A 21,310-nucleotide genomic window follows, 5' to 3' on the forward strand; every position below is an offset into this window, starting at 1 on the left:
AAGCCCGTTCAAGAACCGAACCGAAAGCGCCAGACGTGCTTTCGGTTCTCCCCGTATTACGACTAAGTGATAGACGAATCCAAGGAAACAGAGACGATGCGCAACTGGGCGACAAGTACCAAGCTGTGGGCGACATTGGGCTTGATGTGGGTGGGGATGCTGGTATTGGTGGGGTGGACGGCCTACGACAAGCGCGAGGGTTTGTTGAATGAGCGGATCGCGAGCCTCGAGTATTTCGTCGGCAGCGCACGGGACATGGTGGCGAGCCTTGCCTCACGCGCCGAACGCGGTGAACTGACGCAAGCGGAAGCCCAGGCCAGGGCCATCGAAAGCCTGGCGAACCTGAGCTTCGGTGAGGATGGTTACATTTTCGCCTTCGACAGCGACATTCGTATCGTGGCTCATCCCCGTCGTGCCTTGGGCGATTCCATGCGCGACTTCCAGGACAAGAGCGGGCTGTACCTTTATCGGGAACTGAAGGCGACGGCGGACCGCAATCCTCAGACGGGCGGTTTCGTCGGCTATATGTCTCAGCGCAGCCAGGCCGGCTCCGAAGAGGTGCCCAAGATGAGCTACGTGCAGCGGGTGCCCGGCTGGAATTGGGACCTGGCAGCAGGCGTCTACATGGATGACATCAACGCCGCCTTCTGGGCGAGCCTGATCGAGCTGGGCATGCTGCTGCTGGGCATCGGCATCCTGCTGACCCTTGCCATGGGCTGGATCATCCGTGACGTGCTAAGGAGTCTCGGCGGCGAGCCGCACCATGCCCAGGAGATAGTGCGGCGAATCGCGGACGGCGACCTGACCCAGGCGCTGGCGCTCAAGGCCGGCGACCAGTCCAGTCTGCTGGCGGGTATCGAGAGCATGCGTCAGCGTCTCGTGGCCTCGCTGGTCAATGTGCATGGCGGCACCGAGCGGATCAATGCCGGCGTCGATCAGATCGTGATGGGCAACCAGGACCTTTCGGCCCGCACGGAGCAGCAGGCCGCGTCGATCGAGGAGACCGCGGCCAGCATGGAGCAGCTGACGCAGACGGTGGGCCAGAACGCCGAGAACGCCAACGTAGCCAACCAACTGGCCCTGGAAGCCAGACGAACGGCACACCAGGGCGGGGAGATGATGGCCAACGTGGTCGCCACGATGCAGGGGATCGCTCAGAGCGCCGGGCGTGTAAAAGACATCATCGAGGTAATCGACTCGATTGCCTTCCAGACCAGCATCCTGGCGCTCAATGCTTCCGTGGAGGCGGCGCGGGCCGGTGAGCAGGGCAGAGGATTCGCCGTGGTGGCGGGTGAGGTGCGAACTCTGGCCAGCCGCAGCGCCGAGGCCTCGCGTGAGATTCGGACCTTGATCGAGTCGTCCCACCAGCAGGTCGGTCAGGGAGCGGAGCTCGTCGAAAGAACGGGCAGCACCATCCGTGAGGTCGTCGCAGCCGTCACCCGGGTGACCGATCTGATGGAGGAAATCGCCTCGGCGTCCGGCGAACAGCGCATCGGCATCGAGCAGGTCAACACCGCGGTCGGTCAGATGGATCAAGTGACTCAGCAGAATGCTGCCCTGGTGGAGCGGGCGGCCGACGAGGCGGCGACGCTTCGCCAGCAAGTGGAATTGCTGGTGAAAGAGGTCATGTGGTTCCGCATCGAAGCGCCGCAGCAAGGCGTCGCCGCTGCGCCGGCCTGGCAGCCCGCCCTGGTGCACGATCCGCGCCCGCAGGCCGAGATCGCCTGACCCCTTCCTGTCTGACCTGGGCGCGTGCCGCGGCCACGCGACACGCGCCCGCTCAATAACCCGCTTCGGGGTCGACGCTCTCCACTTCGTCGCCGGCCTCGAAGGCGCGGATCGCCTCGGCCACCTGGTCGACGGCCTCGCCCAGCGGCGTCGGCCCGGCCATGTGCGGCGTTACCCAGATGCGCGGATGCCGCCACAGCGGGCTCGATTCGGGCAGCGGCTCCTCGGGGAAGGCGTCGAGGATGGCGCCACGCAGCCGGCCTTCCTGTTCACCTTCACCCAGCGCTTCGAGCAGCGCCGCCTCGTCGATCAGGCTGCCGCGGCCGGGGTTGATCAGGTTGGCACCCTCGGGCAGGGCGGCCAGGGCGCGGGCATCGATGATATGGCGGGTGGAATGGGTGCCGGGCAGTAGCAGCACCAGGGTGCGAACCTGCCCGAGCAGCTCGATCAGCCCCTCGTCGCCGTGGTGGCAGACGATGCCGTCGAGCGACTTGGGCGAGCGGCTCCAGCCATGCACGGGGAAACCGTCGGCGGCGACCATGGCGGCCACCTTGGCGCCGATGGCACCGAGGCCGAGCACGCCCACCGGCCAGTCGCGCTTGTCGGCAACGCTGTGCTCGTGCCACTCCCCTTGCGCCTGCTGGCGGCGGTAGCGGTCGAAGTCGCGCTGAAAGTGCAGCACCCCGTAACGCACGTAGTCGCCGATCAGCTCGGCCATGCCGGCATCGCGCAGTTTGACGATGGGTACCCCTTCGGGCAGCGCCGGATTGTTCAGCAGGGAATCGACGCCCGCTCCCAGGTTGACGATGCCGCGGGCGCGGGTCTGCTCGGCGAGCAGCGCCTCGGAGGGTTTCCACACCGCCAGGTAGTCGGCGTCGCGGCGTCGCTCGGCGGGGTCGTCAGCGGTGACGATCTCGGCATCGGGCAGGCGTTCGGCCAGCGCATCGCGCCAGGCCTCGATGTCGTCGATGTGAAGCAGTATGCGCATGACGGCTCCTTACTCGGTAGACGATCTCTCAGTACACGATCTGCATCATGGGCGGCGGCGCCTCGTCGAGCAGCACGGCCAAGCGCTTGAGCCCCTCTTCCAGGCGGGCAATGTCCTGCTCGGCACCCAGGCTCACCCGGATGCGCCTGGGCGGCGGAGTCTGCTCCACCATGAACGGCACCGCCGTGGTGATCGCCAGCCCCTCCTGCTCCGCCTGCTGCTGCAATTCCTCGGCGCGCCAGGCGTCGGGCAGCGAAATCCAAACGTGCAGGCTGGTGGGGCGCGACTCCAGCGCATGATGGCCGAGCAGGCGCTGGGCAAGCTGCTGGCGCTCGCCCAGCAGGCTACGCTGTTCGGCGGCCAGGGTCTCGACGGTGCCATCGGCAAGCCAGCGGTCGGCGATCTCGAAGATCAGCGGCGTTGCCATCCAGGTGGTCGCACGCATGCGCGGCAGCACATGGTGCAGCTGGCCGCGCGGCACGGTGAGGTAGCCGGCACGCAGCCCCGGCACGGTGACCTTGGTCAGGCTGGTGACGTGGAAGCTCAGCTGCGGAATGCGTGCCGCGACGGGGGTTAATCCCGGGGCTTCCAGCAGCGCATGCACGTCGTCCTCGATCAGCCAAACCCGGTGCCGCGCCAGCACCTCGGCCACGGCGTCGCGTCGCGCCTCGCTCATGGTCGCCCCGGTGGGATTGAGCTGGGTCGGGGTCAGGTAGAGCGCGCGCGGCTTGAAGCGCTGGCAGGCCAGCTCAAGCGCTTCCGGCACGATGCCCTCGTGGTCGATGGCGATGCCGCGCAACTGGAAGCCCAGCGTGCGCGAGAGCGCGATCAGGCCGTGATCGGTCAGTGCTTCGGTCAGCACCAGGTCGCCGTGCTGCACCACGCTGGAAATCGCCAGCATCAGGCCGTGGGCGGCGCCGTTGCAGAGAATGCGGTCGTCCATCTCGCCGGGTACGTGCAGGCGCGATTGCAGCCAGGCGCTGGCGCGCTCGCGCTGATGCGTGAGGCCGGCGATGGGGCGGCAGGCGCCGATCACGTCGGGGCTGGCCAGCTCGGCCAGCTCGGCCAGGGTATGGCGAAAGCGCAGATGATGGCTCGGCGGGCATACCGGGTGGGCGATCGACAGATCGATCAGCGGATTCTCCTGACGTGCTTCGTGGCCACGCAGATAGGCCGACTCCTTGGCATCGTCCAGCGCGTTGATCCAGGTGCCGCTGCCCACCCGGGCCTGCACCAGCCCCATTCTCTCCGCCTGAGCATAGGCGCGCGAGACGGTCTGGACGCTGACCCCCAGGCTCTCGGCCAGTTGGCGGTGAGGCGGCAGCCGGGTACCGGGCACCAGCTCCCCCTGACGCACCGCTTCCGAGAGAGCACGAGCGATGGCCAGGTACTTGGGGCCCGTATCCGTCAGGTACGGGGTCAGATCAATCGTCATGATTCAATAAAGCCTTTGACCGCCAGCCAAGGGGGGATGCTACTATCAGCTTAGCGGCATTGAACTGGGATTGTCATGTTTTCCGTCAAAATCGATCATGACAATTTTGGGCCGGTCCTTTCACCCCTGACCGCGATGACCGACTATCCGATGGCCCGGCCTTCTTCATGTAGCGGAGAGGGCCGGTTCTTGGTGATTTTATGGCGAGTGGCCCATGACTCAGGTATCCCTGTCCTTCACTCGTGAGGAATATGCCAGCCGGCTATGGAAGGTGCGGGCCGAAATGGCCAGTCGAGGGATCGACGTGCTGGTGATCAGCGATCCGTCCAACATGGCCTGGCTGACGGGCTATGATGGCTGGTCCTTCTACGTGCACCAGTGCGTGCTGGTGGGGCTGGAGGGCGAACCGGTGTGGTACGGCCGGCGCATGGACGCCAACGGGGCGCTGCGCACCTGCTGGATCGATCCGGACAACATCACCTACTACCCTGACTACTACGTCCAGAATCCGGACATGCACCCCATGGATTACCTGGCCCAGTCGATCATGCCCGATCGCGGCTGGCATCAGGGCGTGGTGGGGCTGGAGATGGACAACTACTACTTTTCAGCCAAGGCCTACCAGAGTCTGCTGCGCGAACTGCCCCATGCACGCTTCATGGATGCCAACTCGCTGGTCAACTGGTGCCGTGCGATCAAGTCGCCCCAGGAGATTGCCTACATGCGGGTGGCGGGCAAGATCGTCGAGGGTATGCACTCACGCATTCTGGAGGTGATCGAGCCCGGCCTGCCCAAGAGCAAGCTGGTCTCGGAGATCTACCGTGTCGGTATCGAGGGCTGGGTCGACGAGAACGGCAAGGTGCACGGCGGTGACTACCCCGCCATCGTGCCCATGCTGCCCACCGGCAAGGATGCGGCGGCGCCCCATCTGACCTGGGACGACACGCCGTTCCGCAAGGGGGAAGGGACCTTCTTCGAGATTGCCGGGGTGTTCAAGCGTTACCATGCGCCCCTGTCACGCACGGTGTTTCTGGGCCGGCCGCCGCAGGATTTCGTGCGCGCCGAGTCGGCCCTGCTCGAGGGTATCGAGAACGGCCTGGCCGTGGCCAAGCCAGGCAATCGCACCGCCGACATCGCCATGGCCCTGGGTGCGGCGATGGACAAGTACGGCTTCGACCGCGGCGGCGCCCGCTGCGGCTACCCCATCGGCATCAGCTATCCGCCCGATTGGGGCGAGCGCACCATGAGCCTACGTCCCTCGGACGAGACCATTCTCGAACCGGGCATGACCTTCCACTTCATGCCGGGCCTGTGGCAGGACGACTGGGGGCTCGAGATAACCGAGAGCATTCTGATCACCGAGACCGGCTGCGAAGCGCTGGCCAATTTTCCGCGCCAGCTTTTCGTCAAGTAAGGCCAGCGTTCGTCAAGTCAAGGAGAGCAAGATGAGCAAGCGACCCAGCCCGATCAGCGCCACCGTGGACTTCGACGCCGACGGCGTCCAGCACGGCTTCCTCAAGCTGCCGATCTCCACCGACGAGTCGGCCTGGGGGGCGGTGATGATTCCGGTGACCGTGGTCAAGAACGGGGAGGGCCCCACGGCGCTGCTGACCGGTGGCAACCACGGTGACGAGTACGAGGGCATCACCGCGCTGATGAAGCTGTCGAGCTCGCTGCGTGCCGAGGACGTGAGCGGTCGCGTGATCATCGTGCCGATGATGAACATGCCGGCGGCCATGGCCGGCAAGCGCACCTCGCCGATGGATGGCGGCAACCTCAACCGCAGCTTTCCCGGCGACCCCGACGGCACGGTGACCGAGAAGATCGCCGACTACTTCACCCGGGTCATTACGCCGATGTGCGACGTAGTGCTCGACCTGCACTCCGGCGGTCGCACCCTGGACATCATTCCCTTCGGTGCCTCCCACGTGCTCGACGACCCCGAGCAGCAGCGCCAGGCCCTGGAGGGCGCCAAGGCGTTCGGTGCCCCCTACGCCATGATGATGTTCGAACTCGATGCCGCGGCGCTGTTCGATACCGCGGTGGAGAGTCAGGGCAAGGTCTTCGTCGCCACCGAGCTGGGCGGCGGCGGCACCTCGACCCCCGAGAGCCTGGCCCTCACCGAGCGCGGCGTGCGCAATTTCCTGATCTATTTCGGCCTGCTCCAGGGCGAGGTGGAGATGCCTGCCGAGCCGCAGATCTATCTCGATATGCCCGACGCCAGCTGCTACGTGCAGAGCGAACATACGGGTCTGCTCGAGCTGACCCTGGCGCTGGGCGACAGGGTGGAGAAGGGCCAGGTGATCGCCCGCGTTTACGACATGACCCGCAGCGGCGCGACGCCGGTCGAGTACCACGCCGGTCGCGACGGCATCCTGGCGGCGCGGCGCTTCCCCGCGCTGGTCAACATGGGCGACACCATTGCCGTGATCGCCGACGTCGTCGATACCCTCGGCTGATTCGTGCCGCTCTGCCAATGACAAGAGCAACATGACAAGAGAGAACGATGAAGCTCGATCGATACGACCTTAAGATTCTCGAGATCCTGTCCCGCGACGGACGCATCACCAAGTCGAAGCTGGCCGAGGCCATCAACCTCTCGGTCAGCCCGTGTTGGGAGCGGGTGCGGCGGCTGGAGAAGGCCGGCATCATCGAGGGTTACGCCGCACGCCTCAACCCCGATGCGCTGGTCAAGCGCACCCCGGTGTGGGTGCAGATCGAGCTCAAGCAGCACAATGCCGAGAGCTTCGCCCGCTTCGAGGCGCTGGTTCACGAAACCCCCGAGGTCACCGAATGCGTGGCCGTGGGCGGCGGGGTCGACTACCTGATGAAGGTCGAGGCCGACTCCGTCGATGCCTACCAGCGCCTGATCGACGCCTGGCTCACCTCGGATGTCGGCATCGAGCGTTATTTCACCTACATTGTGACCAAGGCGGTCAAACGTCCTGCACCGGGACTGGAGCGGGGCGACTTTCTCAGTTGATTTAGACTAGGGCCGCTGGCGGCGCGGCATCCAACGCGAACTCAACGTTGATACTCTGAGTAGAATCATGGCATAAGCTTAAAGCGAGAGTGAGCCTACGGCTCACTCAGCCGGGCGATCTTCCGGCATGTCATCGCGGTGCCGGACGAGTTGGTTAGCGCCCTGAGACAAGATCGCCTGACGTAGAGAGATGCCCATGTCCTACTTCACCATTGCCGGGGTGCAGATGCAGGCCCTGCATCACGGTGACAATACCGAGGCCATGCGCCACCGGGTCGACGCGCTGATGAGCCGCTTTCCCCAGGTGCAAATGGTTCTGTTCAGTGAGCTGATGCCGCTCGGCGCCTCGCCACACCACGCCCACCCGTTACCCAGCCATGTCGAGCAGTTCTTCTGCCAGCTCGCCGAGCAGTACCGTATTTGGCTGATTCCCGGATCCATGTTCGAACGTACCGAAAGCGGTATCTACAACACCCTGTCGGTGATCGATCCGAGTGGGCAGGTGGTGGCGCGTTACCGCAAGATGTTCCCCTTCCGCCCCTACGAGGCCGGCGTGGAGAGCGGCATGGAGTTCGTCGTCTTCGACGTGCCCAATGTCGGTCGTTTCGGTGTGTCGATCTGCTACGACATGTGGTTCCCCGAGACCACCCGGACCCTGGCAGCCATGGGCGCCGAGGTGATCCTCCACCCCACCATGACCGATACCATCGACCGCGATATCGAGCTTTCCATCGCCCGTGCCAACGCCGCGGTCAACCAGTGCTACTTCTTCGACATCAACGGCGCCGGCGCCCTCGGCAACGGTCGCTCCATCGTGGTGGGGCCTTCTGGCGACGTGATTCATCAAGCTGGCGGCGGCGAGGAGATCATGCCCATCGAGGTCGATTTCGGCCGGGTGCGGCGCGAGCGTGAAACCGGTTTGCGCGGCCTGGGTCAGCCGCTGAAGAGCTTCCGCGACCGCCAGGTGGATTTCTCGATCTACCGCTTCGAGCATGGCCCCTCGCCGTTTCTTGCCAGCCTGGGGCCGCTGGCCAAACCGCAACGCACCGATATAGAGGAGTACTGACCCTACAGGAGGTCGTCATGCGGGAGTTCCTGTTGCGCCTGATACAACTGTTGCAGCGGAGCTTCCCGCCACGCGGCTCCGCAACGGCATCGGTCGCCGGTACAGGCCGCGCCGATGCTATCCCTTCCGTCATCGTTGGAGCGAAAACAATGAACAAGATCAATAACATTGCCGACGTTCGCCGCCATTTTCGCAACAATAAGGAACCGGTCTACTTCATATCGGCGACCAACTTCAACCTGCTCGGTATCGGCGACTGGGTGGGCAATTTCCGCCACATCAACTACATCGACTGCTTCGACGGCCAGCAGCGCAACGTCTTCGTGCCCAAGGAGAAATTCCCGCGGGACTTCGAGAGCATCGAGGACATCAACAACTACCTGCTCGAGCACAAGGAGGTGATCGACTTCATCCAGTCGCGCGCCAGCGGCGACGATGCCGGGGTCGCCGCCTTCCTGATGTTCGACGAGCACACCGAGGAGATCTGCCGGCAGCTCGGTCTGCGGGTCGCCTTCCCACCGGCCGAGCTGCGCTCGCGCATGGACAACAAGATCGAGACGGTGCGGATCGGCAACAAGGCCGGGGTACCCAGCGTGCCCAACGTGCTGGCCAGGGTCGGCAGCTACCAGGAGCTGCTCGAGGTCAGCGGTGAGCTGGGCGACGACCTGGTGGTGCAGACCGCCTACGGCGACTCCGGCCACACCACCTTCTTCATCGCCAGCGAAGACGACTACTACAAGCACGCCGAGGAGATCGAGGCCGAGCCCGAGGTCAAGATCATGAAGCGCATCAATTGCCGTGGTTCGGCCATCGAGGCCTGCGCCACCCGCTGTGGCACCGTGGTGGGGCCGTTGATGACCGAACTGGTGGGTTTCAAGTCGTTGACCCCCTACAAGGGCGGCTGGTGCGGCAACGAGATGTTCGCTGGCGCCTTCAGCCAGGAGATCCGCGACAAGGCCCGCGAGTACACCTTCAAGTTCGGCGAGGCCCTGCGCGAAGAGGGCTACCGCGGCTACTTCGAGCTCGACTTCCTGATCGACATGGACAACGGCGAGGTTTACCTGGGCGAACTCAATCCTCGGGTCACCGGCGCCAGCTCGCTGACCAACGTGGCCGCTTTCGCCCACTCCGACATCCCGCTGTTCCTGTTCCATCTGCTGGAGTTCTCTGACGTCGAGTTCGATCTCGACATCGAGGAGATCAACGAGCGCTGGTCGCACCCCGACAGCGTCGACAGCTGGAGCCAACTGGTGATCAAGCACACCGACGAGAGCGTCGATCTGCTCACCCAGGCGCCACGCACCGGGGTGTGGACGCTGGGCGCTGACAGCCGCATGGCCTACGACCATTACAGCTACCACCCGCATGCCGCCGAGAATGAGCGCGAGGCCTTCTTCCTGCGCATCAGCGGACCGGGCGACTTCCGCTACGAGGGCGCCGACCTGGGCATCCTGATCACCCGGGGCCGTCTGATGGACGATGACTTCCAGCTCACCGAGCGGGCCAAGGCCTGGATCGAGGGCATTCGCGGGGAGTATGCCGGCCAGCCGCTGCAGGACCCGGCGGTGGAAGAGGTCGCCGTGAGTCACGCCATCGGCGGCGGCAACTTCAAGATCCTATGAACGGAGAAGTCGAGCGGCATCACCAGGCGCGGCGAGGGGAGATGGAGAAAGCGCTGGTCTTTCGTACCCTGCAGGAGGAGGTGCCGGGGCCCAAGTGGCGGTCTCTGTTCGACTACCACTGGCCAGCCTACGAGGCGTGGTACCTGGCCGAGGGGGAGCGTGAGCGGCCGGGTTACCTGAGCTGCTACAACGCCCTGCGTCGGCACATGCCGGAGCTGCTGGAGACCTACCGGGCGCTGTGCGAGCTGGCCGGTGGCGGCGATCTGGCGGCGCGTTTTCTCAGCCTCTACCAGCCGCCGCCGTACATCACCGGCTGTTCCCAGGCGGTGCTGGTGCGCGATGGCGCGCCGATACTGGCGCGCAACTACGACTACCCGCCGGAGCTGTGCGAGGGCAGCGTGCTGTACACCCGTTGGAACGGACGCGGCGTGATCGCCATGACCGACTGCCTGTGGGGCGTGCTGGATGGCATGAACGAGGCGGGCCTGGCCGTATCGCTGGCCTTCGGTGGACGCAAGGCGGTGGGCGAGGGCTTCGGCGCGCCGATCATCCTGCGCTATCTGCTGGAGTTCTGCGACAGCGTGCCTCAGGCCGCCGAGGTACTGGCCCGAGTGCCCAGCCATATGGCCTACAACATCACCCTGACCGATGCTGCGGGACGCTACGTCACGGCGATGATCGCTCCCGACCAGCGGGCCAGCATCCGCCGGGTGGCGGTGGCCACTAACCACCAGAAGAAGATCGAGTGGTACGCCCATGCGCTGGCCTCGGAAACCCTGATTCGCGAGCGCCAGCTGTCGATCCTGGTGGACGACCCGGCTACCAGCGAGGCGCGCCTGCTCGACGCCTTCGCCGCGCCGCCGCTGTTTCGTCGCGACTACGCACGCGGGCTTGGCACCATCTACACCGCCGCGTACTGGCCGCAGTCGGGGCGGGTCAGCTATCGCTGGCCGCAGCAGCGCCTGGAACTGGCCTTCGATCATTTTCCCGAACAGCAATTGCGGGTCCGTTACGGCCCGAGATAGTCGGCACTGTCGGCCGTGAGCTGGCGCTGAGAGAAAGACAACGAACAACGATGGAAAGGGTGTCGCCATGAACGAGAGCAGCCATACCGAAACGCCCTATACCGCGCTGGGCTTCTACCACAAGATCTCCCAGCTTCGCGCCGACACCTGGAATGCGCTCAAGCGCGACCTGGGGCAGTTGGTGCGGCTCAACGACGAGAGCCGTGCACGCAACCTGATCAAGGCGATCGACGTCAAGCTGACGCGGCTCGAGATCATCGAGGACTATCACGCCTTCCCCTCCAAGGAGGACTTCCGCCATCTCTGGGGGCTGTTCGACCGCGAGGAGTACGCGCTGCTGGAGAAGGTGGTCAAGCGGTTGGTGCGGGCGCTGATCAGCGAATCCTATCGGCGGCGTCATGTCGACCTCTCCGAAACCGATGCCAGTGCCGAGGATCTCGAGACCATGGATGCGCTGGCGCAGCTGCGCCATGGGCACCCGGCCTCCAACAGTTCGGCCCAGCCCTATTTCGAGCTGCTGATCGTCGACAACCTCTCGTCCCAGGAAGAGGAAGTGGTGCGCGAGGCGTTCCACAGCCTGCGCCGGCCCGAGGACCGCTTCGTCTACGACGTGGTCACCGTACGCAGCTTCGAGGACGCCCTGATCGCGGTGCTGGTCAACCCCAACATCCAGGCCTGCCTGATCCGCTACGAGTTTCCCTACAAGTCCAAGTACAACCTCAGTGCGCTGCGCAACTATCTGGAAGGCCTGTCGGAGAAGGAGCTGGAACACCAGACCGAGGCCGAACGCAGCATCCTGCTCAGCTCGATGATCCACGAGCTGCGTCCCGAGATCGACCAGTTCCTGGTCACCAGCGGCGACGTCGAGGCCACGGCGAGCCGCGACATCCGCCACTTCAACCGCATCTTCTATCGCGAAACCGACTACATCGAGCAGCACCATACCATCCTGCGTGCCATCGACAGCCGCTATCGCACGCCGTTCTTCGATGCCCTGCGCGAATACAGCAAGAAGCCCACCGGGGTGTTCCACGCCATGCCCATCTCGCGGGGCAAGTCGGTGACCCGCTCGCACTGGGCGGGGCACATGATCGATTTCTACGGCATCAACATCTTCCTTGCAGAGACCTCGGCCACCTCGGGCGGCCTCGATTCACTGCTGCAGCCCTATGGGCCGATCAAGAAGGCCCAGGAGTACGCCGCCCGGGCCTTCGGTGCGCGGCAGAGCTTCTTCGTCACCAACGGCACCTCGACGGCCAACAAGATCGTGGTGCAGGCGCTGGTCAAGCCCCGCGACATCGTGCTGATCGACCGCGACTGCCACAAGTCGCACCACTACGGCATGGTGCTGGCGGGCGCCCACGTCAGCTACCTGGACTCCTACCCGCTCAATGATTACTCGATGTACGGCGCGGTGCCGCTGCGCGAGATCAAGAAGACGCTGCTGGAGTACAAGCGCGCCGGCCAGCTCGACCGGGTCAAGATGTTGCTGCTGACCAACTGCACCTTCGACGGCGTGGTCTACAACGTGCGCCGGGTGATGGAGGAGTGCCTGGCGATCAAGCCCGACCTGGTGTTCCTGTGGGACGAGGCGTGGTTCGCCTTCGCCACCTTCAATCCCACCTATCGGCCGCGCACCGCCATGCACGCCGCGCGCACCCTGCGCGACCGCTACCGCAGCGAGGCCTACCGCGAGGAGTACGCGGCATGGAAGGCGGAGTTCGATACGCTCGACCCCGACGACGACGCCACCTGGCTCGAGCGCCGGCTGCTGCCCGATCCGGAGGCGGTGCGCATCCGCGCCTATGCCACCCACTCCACCCACAAGACCCTGACCTCGCTGCGCCAGGGCTCGATGATCCATGTCTGGGACCAGGACTTCCGTCAGAAGGTCGAGGCGCCGTTCCACGAGGCCTACATGACGCATACCTCCACCTCGCCCAACTATCAGATTGTGGCGTCGCTGGACGTCGGGCGCATGCAGGCCGAGATGGAGGGCTTCGAGCTGGTTCATGCCCAGGTAGAGGCGGCGCTGTCGCTACGCGAGCAGCTCTACACCCATCCGCAGCTGCAGAAGTACTTCCGGGTACTCAAGAACAGCGACATGGTGCCCGTCGAGTATCGTGAATCGGGGGTCGAGTCCTATTTCGACCCGGTGACCGGCTGGAACCAGATGGAGGAGGCCTGGGCGCGGGACGAGTTCGTGGTCGACCCCACCCGGGTGACCATTGCCATCGGCAACACTGGGGTCGACGGCGATGCCTTCAAGAACGAATACCTGATGAACAAATACGGCATTCAGATCAACAAGACCTCGCGCAACACCGTGCTGTTCATGACCAACATCGGTACGACTCGCGGCTCCATCGCCTACCTGCTCGACGTGTTGATCAAGCTGGCCAAGGAGTTCGAGTACCGCTGGGAGGAGAGCAGCCGGCCCGAGCGCAAGATCATCGAGCACCGGGTGCATTCGCTGACTCAGGAGCTGCCGCCGCTGCCCGACTTCAGCCGCTTCCACGACGCCTTCCGTCAGCGCAGCGAGACACCGGAGGGCGACATTCGCCGCGCCTACTTCTTGAGCTACGACGAGGAGAACACCGAGTATCTGCGCTTCGACAACGGCGAGCTCCAGGCCGAGATGCGTGCCGGTCGCGACGTGGTCTCGGCCAGCTTCGTGATTCCCTACCCGCCGGGCTTCCCGGTGCTGGTGCCGGGGCAGGTGGTCAGCGAGGAGATCCTTTATTTCCTGCAGGCGCTCGACGTCAAGGAGATCCACGGCTACCGGCCGGAGCTGGGCCTGATCGTATTTACCGAAGAGGCGCTGGCCGCGCCGCCGGAGACCTGAGTGCGGCGCGCAGAAAAAAACGCAACTTAGTCCGGGAGGACAAAAAAAAGCACACTTGCCCTGCGGGTTAACGAAAAGTCCCGCCCCGGGTTTGCCCTTACCCTGTACCCATCGAGCAGCCGCCGGCTGCTCTGCCGTTTTTGCCACAGCCGGCCCGTGAGCGAGGGGCCGGTGTCAGGGGAGGTGCCACATGAACATGAAGTTGACCAATACACTGTCCACCATGCTCGATGATCCGCGTCTGTTCCGTCAGCACGCCTATGTGAACGGCAAGTGGACCCACGGCGACGGCGGCCGTGAGGAGACGGTGTTCGACCCCGCCACCGGCGAGGTCATCGGCTACATCCCCTGGCTCGAATCGCACCAGATCCGCGAAGCGGTGGACGCCGCCGATGCCGCCTTCGTGCACTGGCGCGCGCTGCGTGCCGACGAGCGCGCCGAGCGGCTCATGGCCTGGCACGACCTGCTGCAGGCTCACCGCGAGGACCTCGCGATCATCATGACCCTGGAGCAGGGCAAGCCGCTGCCAGATGCCCGCGGCGAGGTGGAGTACGGCGCCAGCTTCGTGCGCTGGTTCGCCGAGGAGGGAAAGCGCACCTTCGGCGAGACCATTCCCAGCCACATCCCCAATGCCGCCCTGGGCACGCTCAAGGAGCCGGTGGGCATCGCCGCGCTGATCACGCCGTGGAACTTCCCGCTGGCGATGATCACCCGCAAGGCTGCCGCTGCCCTGGCCGCCGGCTGCAGCGTGGTGGTCAAGCCGGCCGGCGAGACGCCGTTCTCGGCGTTGGCCCTGGCCGAGCTGGCCGAGCGCGCCGGGATTCCGGCAGGGGTGTTCAACGTGGTACTGGGCGAGCCCGCCGAGGTTTCGAAAATTCTGTGTGCCGAAGAGCGGGTCAAGGCGCTATCCTTCACTGGTTCCACCCGGGTCGGCCGCTTGCTGCTCGAGCAGAGCGCCCAGACGGTGAAGCGCGTGTCGCTGGAGCTCGGCGGCAATGCACCATTCATCGTCGGCCCCGACATGGACCCCAAGGAGGCGGCCTTTGCCGCGGTGGCGGCCAAGTTCCAGACCGCGGGTCAAGACTGCCTGGCGGCCAACCGTATCCTGGTGCACGAGTCGATCCACGACGAGTTCGTCGAACACTTCGCCGAGCGCATGGCGGCATTGACCGTGGGCAACGGCATGGAGAGCGAGGTCGACCTGGGGCCGCTGATCCATCGCCAGGCGGTGGACAAGGCGGCGGCCATCGTCGACGACGCCATCTCCCGCGGCGCGACCCTGGTGGCCGGCGACCAGACCCAGGCGCCGGGAGAGAACTTCTTCATGCCCGTGCTGCTCACTGGTGTGACGCCGCAGATGAAGGTATGGCGCGAGGAGAACTTCGCCCCGGTGGCCGGTGTGACCGCCTACCGTGACGACGATGAAGTGATCGAGATGGCCAACGACACCGAGTACGGCCTGGCGGCCTATGTCTACACCCACGACATCCGCCGCATCTGGAAGCTGTTGCGGGCGCTGGAGTACGGCATGGTCAGCGTCAACTCGGTGAAGATGACCGGCCCGCCGGTGCCTTTCGGCGGCGTCAAGCAGTCGGGGCTGGGCCGCGAGGGCGGCATCACCGGGATCGACGAATATCTCGAGACCAAGTATTACTGCCTGGGGGCTTTGGGCTCCGTATCGGGGAGCTGAAGCGAGAGGAGGCACCAGCGCATCCCATCTCGCGATGCCCAAGGGCGAAACCCTGACGCTGCGTTTGCGGCTTGCGCGTCGGACCTGATCAAGGTCCCTCTTGCCGGTCCTCGATCGACATCCATGTCGATCGCCGCGCGCCGCTGCACTTGCGTCAGCGCCCTTGGGTAGATATCGCTCGCTGGCCTGCCCTGGCGCTGGGCCAGCGACGTCATAACGAATCGAACATCTCCCCGCTGCGGCGGGGCCTTTGATATAGAGAGAGCATAATGAACCAGCAGCACCGCGATCTGATCGAGCGCGACCGCAAGGTCACCTTCCACGCCTCCACCCACCTGCGCGATTTCGCCCATGGCGACGCGCCGGGCCGGGTGATCACCGGCGGCAAGGGCATCCACATCGTCGACAAGGACGGCCGCGAGTTCATCGACGGCTTCGCCGGGCTGTACTGCGTCAACATCGGCTACGGCCGCACCGAGGTGGCCGAGGCGATCTACCAGCAGGCGCTGGAGCTCTCCTACTATCACACCTACGTGGGCCACTCCAACGAGCCGCAGATCGCGCTCTCCGAGAAGATCATCGAGCTCGCCGGCCCCGGCATGTCCAAGGTCTACTACGGCCTGGGTGGCAGTGACGCCAACGAGACCCAGCTCAAGATCGTGCGCTACTACAACAACGTGCTCGGTCGCCCGCAGAAGAAGAAGGTCATCTCGCGCCAGCGCGGCTACCACGGCTCTGGCCTGGCCACCGGCTCGCTGACCGGCCTCAAGGCGTTTCACGACCAGTTCGACCTGCCGCTGGCCGGCATCCTGCACACCGAGGCGCCGTACTACTACCACCGCGCCGCCGAGCAGGAAGGCATGAGCGAGCGCGAGTTCTCCCAGTTCTGTGCCCAGAAGCTGGAAGAGATGATCCTGGCCGAAGGCCCCGACACCGTAGCCGCCTTCATCGGCGAGCCGGTGCTCGGCACCGGCGGCATCGTGCCGCCGCCGGAAGGTTACTGGGAGGCGATCCAGGCGGTACTGGCCAAGTACGACGTGCTGCTGATCGCCGACGAAGTGGTTTGCGGCTTCGGTCGTATCGGCGCCGACTTCGGCAGCCACCACTACGGCATCAAGCCCGACCTGATCACCGTCGCCAAGGGCCTGACCAGCGCCTATCAGCCGCTCTCCGGCGTGATCGTCGGCGACCGCGTATGGAGCGTGCTGGAGCAGGGCACCGGCCAGTACGGCCCCATCGGCCACGGCTGGACCTACTCCGGCCACGCCCTGGGCTGCGCCGCGGCGCTGGCCAACCTGGCGATCATCGAGCGCGAAGGGCTGACCCGGAATGCCGCCGAAACCGGCGCCTACCTGCAGCAGCAGATGCAGGCCGCCTTCGGCGAGCATCCCATCGTCGGCAACGTGCGTGGCGTGGGCATGCTGGCGGCGCTGGAATTCTCCATCGATCCGGCCAAGCGTGCGCACTTCGATGCCGCGCACAAGGTCGGCCCGCGCATCGCCGCGGCGGCGCTGGACGAGAACCTGATCGCCCGCGCCATGCCTCAGGGCGACATTCTCGGCTTCGCGCCGCCGCTAGTGGCGACCCGCGCCGAGGTCGACGAGATCGTCGCCCGTGCCGAGCGCGCGGTGAACAAGGTCACCGACGAGCTGGTGCGCGAAGGCGTGGTCAAGGCCGCCATGTCGGTGAGCTGAGCCGTACTGCCGAGTCGAATCGGCAAGCGACCAGTATGTCTGACCACGAGCGCCGCGGGTAATGCCCGCGGCGCTTCGTTTGGCTGGGCCTGTCCTTCTCTTCTAGGCTGAAAGCGCCAAGCCTCTCGCCACGAGCCACACAACTGGATCTGCCATGTCGACCTCTGCTCACGGGGTTACCCTCGCTGCCGTTTACCAGGCGCGTCGCCGTATCGCCGGACAGGCGCTGCGTACGCCACTGGTCCGTTCGCCTGCCCTGTCGCGGCGTTTCGACGCCGATATCCTGCTCAAGCTGGAAACCCTTCAGCCCACCGGCGCCTTCAAGCTGCGCGGTGCCGTCAACATGATCGCCGCGCTGATCGAGCGTCACGGTCGCAATGCTCTGGAGGCCGGCGTGGTCACCGCCTCCACCGGCAACCACGGCCGTGCCGTCGCCTATGCCGCATCGAAGCTCGGCATTGCCGCGACGGTCTGCCTGTCACGCCTGGTGCCGGCCAACAAGGTGGCCGCCATCGAGGCGCTGGGCGCCGAGGTCAGGCGCGTGGGAGAGAGCCAGGACGAGGCCTTCGGCGAGGTCGAGCGCCTGATCCGCGAGCGCAGCATGACCCTGATTCCGCCTTTCGACGACCCGCTGATCGCGGCCGGCCAGGGCACCATCGGCCTGGAGCTGATGGAGGATGCGCCGGATCTCGACCGGGTGATCGTCGGACTCTCCGGCGGCGGGCTGCTGGGGGGCATCGGCGCGGCGGTGAAGGCCATCCGCCCCGAGACCCGCATCACCGGCGTTAGCCTCTCCCGTGGCGCGGCCATGTGGCAGAGCCTTCAGGCGGGGCGTCCCGTGGCGGTCGAGGAAGTGGAGAGTCTGGCCGACTCGCTGGGCGGCGGCATCGGCCTCGACAATCGCTGCACGTTCAGCCTGGTGCGCGAGGTGATGGATGACCACTTTCAGGTCTCGGAAGCGGCCATCGCCCAGGCCATGGTCGACATCCTCGAGCACGAGAAGCTTCTGGTAGAAGGCGCCGCCGCGGTGGGGCTCGCGGCCATGGTGGAGCATGGGCTCGAGGTGCGCGGCCAGCGGGTGGCGCTGATTCTTTCCGGCAACGGCGTGGCGCTGGAGACGCTCGACAAAGCGCGCCAGCTTGCCCATGGCTGAGGTCTTTGCAGTGTTCAAGGAGGAAACATGAAGCTCTATCGACGTGACGAAATCGAAGCGGTGGTGGGCATCGACGACGAGGCGCTGCACCAGGTGGAGGCGGGCTTCGCCGCGCTGGGGCGCGGCGAAGTGGTGCAGCCGCCGATCCTGTCGATGGCCATGGAGGAGTTCAACAGCGAAGTCGACGTCAAGACCGCCCACATCAAGGGGTGGCAACGTTATGCGATCAAGGTCAGCAGCGGCGCCTTCGACAATCCCAAGCGCGGCCTGCCGAGCCTGAGCGGCTTGATGATGCTGTTCTCCGCCGAGACCGGCCAGGTCGAGGCGGTGCTGTTCGACGAGGGCTATCTAACCATGGTGCGTACCGCTTTGGCCGGAGCCATCGCCGCCAAGCACCTTTCCCGCGAGGACAGCCGCCGGGTCGGAGTGATTGGTGCCGGCGAACAGGCGCGGCGGCAGGTCGAGGCACTGCGCCTGGTGCGTAACGTCGATACCCTGGACGTCTGGGCACGCCGCCGTGAAGCGGCCGAAGAGTACGCCGAATACATGCGCAGCCAAGGCCTTACCGTCACCGTGCGCGACAGCGTGCATGCCGCCTGTGCCCAGGCCGATATCATCGTGACGACGACGCCGTCGCGGGAGCCGCTGCTCTTCGCCAGCGACCTGCCCGAGAGCGTGCACGTCACCGCCATGGGCTCGGACAGCCCCGACAAGCGCGAGCTGGACGAATCGGTGCTGACCCGGGCCGACGCCTTCGTCTGCGACAGCCGGGCGCAGAGCGAGCACAACGGGGAACTCAAGGTCTGTGCCAACGCGGGGCGCGAGCCGCCATTCCAGGTATACGAGCTGGGCCGGGTGATCGAACGGGGGGAGCGGCTGCGGAATTCCGAGGCGACCATCACCGTGTGCGACCTGACCGGCACCGGCGTGCAGGACACCGCCATCGCCAACTTCGCCCTCACTCGGCTGGCGGGGTAAGCAGCAGGGTGCCACCGCTACCACGCCTTGAGCCACGGCGGGGCAGCCCCCATGCTTGGGGTGACGAAACGCAACGAGGAGCGCAGCGGATGGCAACGGTACTCGCCTTCGATGTCTACGGTACCCTGATCGATACCCATGGCGTGGTCGCCGAACTGGAAGAGCGGCTCGGCAGGAGCGGCAGGGCGGAGCTGGCCCCCGAGTTCTCGCGGCGTTGGCGCGACAAGCAACTGGAGTACAGCTTTCGCCGCGGCCTGATGGGGGCCTACGTAACCTTCGGGCAGTGCACCCGAGAAGCGCTGGATTTCACCGACCGCGCCCTGCAGACGCAGCTGTCGGACGTCGACAAGGACCACCTGATGTCGGTCTACGGGCGCCTGCCCGCCTTTGCCGAGGCCGCCGGTGCGCTCCAGCGACTGGCAGCGAGCGGCATGCGCTGCGTGGCCTTCTCCAACGGCACCTTCGATGCGGTCAGCGGCTTACTCGAACAGGCCGGAATAGGCGAGTGCTTCGAAGCGGTGATCAGCGTCGACGAGGTCAAGCGCTTCAAGCCCGATCCCGCCGTCTACGCTCATCTGCGCAACCGCCTCGACGTGGCTCCCGGCGACACCTGGCTGATCTCGAGCAACCCCTTCGACGTGATCGGCGCGCGGCATGCCGGACTGCATGCCGCCTGGGTGCGGCGCAGCCTCGATGCCCCCTTCGACCCCTGGGGCATCGAGCCGGACCTGACCGTCACCGACCTGGAGGCGCTCTCTGATCGCCTGAGCTGAGGACTAGTCCCGCTGCTGGTACGCCTCGATCAGCCGCTTGCGCTCGTGCTCCTCGTAGAAGCTGGGGTCGTCGAACAGGTCGGGCTGGGAGTCGTCGAAGAGCATCTCCAACGCCAGCGGGCTGGTCTGGGTCATCGGCTCGAAGTGGGCGGGATGGCCATAGACCAGATCGGAGACGTGGCGGCGACGATAGAGCGCATAGGCACCCAGCACGGCCAGCACCGCGGCAATGTAGAAGGGCAGCGCCTGGGGCCCCAGCACGCCCATCAGCGCCCCGGCGAGAATCGGCGCCAAGGCGCTGCCCGCCCCCTGGGTCACCAGCATGTCGGCCGAGGCCGAAACCACCTCTTCGGGATGTAGCTGGTCGATCAACTGCGCCACCGCCAGCGGGTAGATGGCGAAGGAGAAGCCGCCCCACAGGAAGAACAGCCCCAGCAGCGCGGTCTGGTTGGGGGCGAACGGCATCATCGCGGCCAGCGCCGCGGCGGCGATCACCACCCAGGTCAGCACCCGAGAGCGGTCGTGCTTGTCGGAGAAGCGGCCGATGGGCAGCTGCAGCAGCGCGCCGCCCAGGATGGTCACACTCATCAGCGTACCCACGTCGCCGGCGCTCCAGCCCAACTGGCGGGCATAGAGCGGCGCCATACCCCAGAAGGCGCCCATGGCCAGCCCCGACAGCACCGAGGCCGTGACCGATAGCGGCGCGAAGCCGATCAGTGCCTTGAGGCTGCTCTTGGCGTTTTCGGGCACGGTGGGTTGCTGGCGCCGGGTCATGGTGATCGGCAGCAGTGCCCAACTGATCAGGATGGCCGTCACGGCGAAGAGCAGGAAACCGCCGGGCGTGTCCAGGCGCAGGATCTGCTGGGCGGCGGCAATCGCCCCGAGGTTCACCAGCATGTAGGTGGCGAACACGCGGCCGCGCTCGTGGCTGGCCGCCTGGCCGTTGAGCCAGCTCTCGATCACCGTCATCAGGGTGACGAAGGCCAGGCCGTAGAAGAAGCGCAGCACGATCCACACCCAGGGGTCGACGAAGATGATGTGCAGCAGCGCGCCCGAGGCGCACAGCGCGGCGCAGAAGGCGAAGGTGCGAATGTGCCCGGCGCGCCGAATCAAGCGGCTGCTGACCCAGGTACCGCAGGTGAAGCCGACGAAGTAGGCCGACATGATCACGCCCACCATGGTGGACGAGAATCCCTCGTCGGTGCCGCGCAGCGTCAGCAGCGTATTGATCAGGCCGTTGCCCAGCAGCAGCAGGGCGACGCTCCAGAGAATCGAACGGACCGGTTGCAGCATGGCCAGCATGCCATCTCTCCTTACTTCCGTGTTGAAG

General features: G+C 65.6%; 16 protein-coding genes. 13 read left to right on the top strand and 3 right to left on the bottom strand.

Features of this window, described 5'->3' with window-relative positions; genetic code table 11:
- Positions 1–96: 96 nt before the first annotated feature.
- Positions 97–1,728 (top strand): methyl-accepting chemotaxis protein, encoded by a 1,632-nt coding sequence (locus B8115_RS24065; protein ID WP_010627074.1) that lies wholly within the window; start codon positions 97–99, stop codon positions 1,726–1,728.
- Positions 1,729–1,780: 52 nt separating this feature from the next.
- Here B8115_RS24065 and B8115_RS07070 read toward each other — a convergent pair whose 3' ends face one another.
- Both B8115_RS07070 and B8115_RS07075 read right to left on the bottom strand, forming a co-directional pair.
- A complete protein-coding gene (locus B8115_RS07070; protein ID WP_010627075.1) occupies positions 1,781–2,716 on the bottom strand; it encodes a glyoxylate/hydroxypyruvate reductase A in 936 nt (311 codons plus the stop codon).
- A gap of 28 nt (positions 2,717–2,744) precedes the next feature.
- On the bottom strand, positions 2,745–4,151 hold the full coding sequence (locus tag B8115_RS07075) for a PLP-dependent aminotransferase family protein (RefSeq protein WP_010627076.1): 1,407 nt from the start codon (positions 4,149–4,151) through the stop codon (positions 2,745–2,747).
- A 214-nt stretch (positions 4,152–4,365) separates the two neighbouring features.
- On the opposite strand from B8115_RS07075, the gene doeA reads away from it, so the two are divergent.
- The 12 genes from doeA (at position 4,366) to B8115_RS07135 (ending at position 19,980) form a co-directional block, all read left to right on the top strand.
- Positions 4,366–5,565: an ectoine hydrolase DoeA gene (gene doeA, locus B8115_RS07080; protein ID WP_010627077.1), complete on the top strand. Its 1,200-nt coding sequence runs from the start codon at positions 4,366–4,368 to the stop codon at positions 5,563–5,565.
- Between the two features lie 31 nt (positions 5,566–5,596).
- Positions 5,597–6,610, top strand: coding sequence for a N(2)-acetyl-L-2,4-diaminobutanoate deacetylase DoeB (gene doeB / locus B8115_RS07085; protein WP_010627078.1), 1,014 nt, complete (start codon positions 5,597–5,599; stop codon positions 6,608–6,610).
- A gap of 47 nt (positions 6,611–6,657) precedes the next feature.
- On the top strand, positions 6,658–7,134 hold the full coding sequence (locus tag B8115_RS07090) for an Lrp/AsnC family transcriptional regulator (RefSeq protein WP_010627079.1): 477 nt from the start codon (positions 6,658–6,660) through the stop codon (positions 7,132–7,134).
- 196 nt (positions 7,135–7,330) lie between these two features.
- The gene (locus B8115_RS07095; RefSeq protein WP_010627080.1) at positions 7,331–8,200 is read left to right on the top strand and encodes a carbon-nitrogen hydrolase family protein; all 870 of its coding nucleotides are present in this window, start codon (positions 7,331–7,333) and stop codon (positions 8,198–8,200) included.
- Between the two features lie 149 nt (positions 8,201–8,349).
- Positions 8,350–9,822 (top strand): biotin carboxylase, encoded by a 1,473-nt coding sequence (locus B8115_RS07100; protein ID WP_010627081.1) that lies wholly within the window; start codon positions 8,350–8,352, stop codon positions 9,820–9,822.
- The gene (locus tag B8115_RS07105) at positions 9,819–10,847 is read left to right on the top strand and encodes a C45 family autoproteolytic acyltransferase/hydolase (protein WP_010627082.1); all 1,029 of its coding nucleotides are present in this window, start codon (positions 9,819–9,821) and stop codon (positions 10,845–10,847) included. The genes B8115_RS07100 and B8115_RS07105 overlap by 4 nt, the downstream gene beginning before the upstream one ends.
- 67 nt (positions 10,848–10,914) lie before the next feature.
- Positions 10,915–13,692: an aminotransferase class I/II-fold pyridoxal phosphate-dependent enzyme gene (locus tag B8115_RS07110; RefSeq protein WP_010627083.1), complete on the top strand. Its 2,778-nt coding sequence runs from the start codon at positions 10,915–10,917 to the stop codon at positions 13,690–13,692.
- Positions 13,693–13,882: 190 nt separating this feature from the next.
- Positions 13,883–15,382, top strand: a complete 1,500-nt coding sequence (locus B8115_RS07115; RefSeq protein WP_010627084.1) for an aldehyde dehydrogenase family protein — start codon at positions 13,883–13,885, stop codon at positions 15,380–15,382.
- A 269-nt stretch (positions 15,383–15,651) separates the two neighbouring features.
- Positions 15,652–17,076 (top strand): aminotransferase, encoded by a 1,425-nt coding sequence (locus tag B8115_RS07120; RefSeq protein WP_010627085.1) that lies wholly within the window; start codon positions 15,652–15,654, stop codon positions 17,074–17,076.
- A 154-nt stretch (positions 17,077–17,230) separates the two neighbouring features.
- The gene (gene eutB / locus B8115_RS07125) at positions 17,231–18,229 is read left to right on the top strand and encodes a hydroxyectoine utilization dehydratase EutB (RefSeq protein WP_010627086.1); all 999 of its coding nucleotides are present in this window, start codon (positions 17,231–17,233) and stop codon (positions 18,227–18,229) included.
- A 27-nt stretch (positions 18,230–18,256) separates the two neighbouring features.
- Complete coding sequence (locus tag B8115_RS07130) at positions 18,257–19,207, top strand: cyclodeaminase (protein ID WP_010627087.1); 951 nt, start codon at positions 18,257–18,259, stop codon at positions 19,205–19,207.
- A gap of 89 nt (positions 19,208–19,296) precedes the next feature.
- Positions 19,297–19,980, top strand: coding sequence for a haloacid dehalogenase type II (locus B8115_RS07135; protein ID WP_010627088.1), 684 nt, complete (start codon positions 19,297–19,299; stop codon positions 19,978–19,980).
- Positions 19,981–19,983: 3 nt separating this feature from the next.
- Here B8115_RS07135 and B8115_RS07140 read toward each other — a convergent pair whose 3' ends face one another.
- Positions 19,984–21,282, bottom strand: coding sequence for an MFS transporter (locus B8115_RS07140; RefSeq protein ID WP_010627089.1), 1,299 nt, complete (start codon positions 21,280–21,282; stop codon positions 19,984–19,986).
- Positions 21,283–21,310: the final 28 nt, after the last annotated feature.

The sequence above is a fragment of the Halomonas sp. KM-1 genome, assembly GCF_000246875.1.
Classification (GTDB): Bacteria; Pseudomonadota; Gammaproteobacteria; order Pseudomonadales; family Halomonadaceae; genus Halomonas; species Halomonas aerodenitrificans.

Bases quoted from the DNA above. Each gene is read 5' to 3' on its own strand.
- B8115_RS07075 (WP_010627076.1), bottom strand. From the start codon at position 4,151: ATGACGATTGATCTGACCCCGTACCTGACGGATACGGGCCCCAAGTAC.
- B8115_RS07110 (WP_010627083.1), top strand. From the start codon at position 10,915: ATGAACGAGAGCAGCCATACCGAAACGCCCTATACCGCGCTGGGCTTC.
- B8115_RS07120 (WP_010627085.1), top strand. From the start codon at position 15,652: ATGAACCAGCAGCACCGCGATCTGATCGAGCGCGACCGCAAGGTCACC.
- B8115_RS07090 (WP_010627079.1), top strand. From the start codon at position 6,658: ATGAAGCTCGATCGATACGACCTTAAGATTCTCGAGATCCTGTCCCGC.
- B8115_RS07100 (WP_010627081.1), top strand. From the start codon at position 8,350: ATGAACAAGATCAATAACATTGCCGACGTTCGCCGCCATTTTCGCAAC.
- B8115_RS07070 (WP_010627075.1), bottom strand. From the start codon at position 2,716: ATGCGCATACTGCTTCACATCGACGACATCGAGGCCTGGCGCGATGCG.
- B8115_RS07115 (WP_010627084.1), top strand. From the start codon at position 13,883: ATGAACATGAAGTTGACCAATACACTGTCCACCATGCTCGATGATCCG.
- B8115_RS07135 (WP_010627088.1), top strand. From the start codon at position 19,297: ATGGCAACGGTACTCGCCTTCGATGTCTACGGTACCCTGATCGATACC.
- eutB (WP_010627086.1), top strand. From the start codon at position 17,231: ATGTCGACCTCTGCTCACGGGGTTACCCTCGCTGCCGTTTACCAGGCG.
- B8115_RS07095 (WP_010627080.1), top strand. From the start codon at position 7,331: ATGTCCTACTTCACCATTGCCGGGGTGCAGATGCAGGCCCTGCATCAC.
- doeB (WP_010627078.1), top strand. From the start codon at position 5,597: ATGAGCAAGCGACCCAGCCCGATCAGCGCCACCGTGGACTTCGACGCC.
- B8115_RS24065 (WP_010627074.1), top strand. From the start codon at position 97: ATGCGCAACTGGGCGACAAGTACCAAGCTGTGGGCGACATTGGGCTTG.
- B8115_RS07140 (WP_010627089.1), bottom strand. From the start codon at position 21,282: ATGCTGGCCATGCTGCAACCGGTCCGTTCGATTCTCTGGAGCGTCGCC.
- B8115_RS07105 (WP_010627082.1), top strand. From the start codon at position 9,819: ATGAACGGAGAAGTCGAGCGGCATCACCAGGCGCGGCGAGGGGAGATG.
- doeA (WP_010627077.1), top strand. From the start codon at position 4,366: ATGACTCAGGTATCCCTGTCCTTCACTCGTGAGGAATATGCCAGCCGG.
- B8115_RS07130 (WP_010627087.1), top strand. From the start codon at position 18,257: ATGAAGCTCTATCGACGTGACGAAATCGAAGCGGTGGTGGGCATCGAC.